The 1,708-nt window shown below is 45.3% G+C and carries 2 protein-coding genes; one reads left to right on the top strand and one right to left on the bottom strand.

The window, feature by feature from the left end:
• Nucleotides 1-733: hypothetical protein (locus ABGY95_RS02505; RefSeq protein WP_347440108.1), on the top strand; the 733-nt coding region annotated here is incomplete at its 5' end.
• A gap of 500 nt (nt 734-1,233) precedes the next feature.
• Here the strand turns inward: ABGY95_RS02505 and ABGY95_RS02500 are convergent.
• Nucleotides 1,234-1,708 (bottom strand): transposase (locus ABGY95_RS02500; RefSeq protein ID WP_347440107.1); only part of this gene is annotated, 475 nt, incomplete at its 5' end.

The following is a 1,708-nucleotide window of genomic DNA, read 5'->3' as shown; positions in this document are numbered from 1 at the left end:
TAAGTTTTGTTCTGAGAATATTATTTTAGAGGGAGTCGACAAGGAACTAATATCCTACCTCAAAATCAAGCAGTTCATCGTAAGAGATGACAAGAAGAATCACATCCAGATCCAATTAAGTATCTGCGACAGAATCCCAAAAATTGATGGGTCCAGTGGCTTATCAGGTATTCAAAATGACAATATCTATCAAGCTCTTCCGAAAAAGAAGATCCACATCAAAGGCTCTCTACTCGTTCGAGCTGATCACTTCCGAGAGCTTGAGCCAAGCCCTTTAAGTCAGGCTAAGCAATATTCACAACAGGGAATGAAACTAGAAAGTCAGATCGATCGTTTTGATGAACTAGTGGTAAAGCTTAGCACACGCAACAGCAGTCTTCTTTTAGCTTCTCAAGTTGACTCGACACTAAAGCTTAAACCTAAGTACACGGTCACTCACCCTTCAGCTAACATCCCCCAGAATAGAAGCTCCAGCGGTCGTGGATCAAATGGTCTTTTTGGTTCGTCCTCTGACTATGAATACGACATTTTACACAACCTATCTCCTAACTCATACGAGATCAAAAAACTCCATAAAATTGGCTACACAGGAACTATAGATAACTGGATAAACGAAGCCTCCCTGACGATCTCCGTCTACGATCACTCCACCTACCACCGCCTAAACCTCGATCTCACACTAGAAGTCGCAAACCCCGAAAAAGTCATCGAACTCTTAAAGAAGAATCGTTAAGAAATTTCAAATCAATGGCAGTTCTTCAGGGGACTGCCATTTTTTACGTCTAGACCTGAACGAGTAGACTAACACTCGAAGCTCAACTATTACCACTTACACCATCTTCACAGTTATACTGGGTCAATAGAGGAGTTCTGATTCTTTATAAGAGCAACGGAGCTGTTTTCGAGAGGGCGGAAAGCCAAACTAGAGCAAATTCCTAGCAGTGAAAATTTGACATCACGGAGCGTCACGGAGATTGAACACAACAACCTCTTCGATATTAATGGGGCAACGTTTTAGGGGCTCTGACAGAAAAATTGTGTTTTTGGTCTGTTAGTTAGGTCATTGCTTCTTCAAAGCCATGACCGATAATTTCCTTCTACTGGATGAGGAGCGCAGATTCAGATTAAAATCATATAAGTGCCTGACGATAGGAAGGCCGAAGCATTGGGTTTCCCAATGTGGAGTTATGCTGATTTTGATCTTGAGCGGAGCCCGCATTTCCAGTCCGTGTGTTAGAGGTTGATATTGCGCAGGTTCGGGACTCTGTCACCAAACTCCATGGCGAACCGAGCAAGCGCTGGACCCCAGTTTTGAATGGGCATCGTCCACTTCTTGCTAGCACGCTCGATCGAGAGGTAGAGCACTTTCATCAACGCGTCTTCGGAAGGGAAGGCTTTCTTGTTCTTGAGAACCTTGCGCAGACTGTGGTTGAGGCTTTCAATGGCATTGGTCGTGTAAATGGCTCTACGGATGTCGGCTGGATAAGCGAAGAGCACGCTGAGTTGCTCCCAGTCTCGGCTCCATTGCTCGCCAATAATGGGGTGCTTGCTGTCCCATTTTTTGCGGAATGTTTCGAGTGGCAGCTCGGCGGCGATCTGCTTGCGTTCTTTCCAGCCAACGAACTTCAATGAGTTGCGCACAGCGTGAACAATACAACGCTGTACTTGAGTCATAGGGTACACGTTAGCGATGGCGTCGCTGAAGCCA

The sequence above is a fragment of the Rubritalea sp. genome (genome assembly GCF_039830215.1).
Taxonomy (GTDB): domain Bacteria; phylum Verrucomicrobiota; class Verrucomicrobiia; order Verrucomicrobiales; family Akkermansiaceae; genus Rubritalea.
The sequence above is the reverse complement of the archived record's forward strand: the minus strand, read 5'-3'. Positions and strand labels throughout refer to the sequence as shown.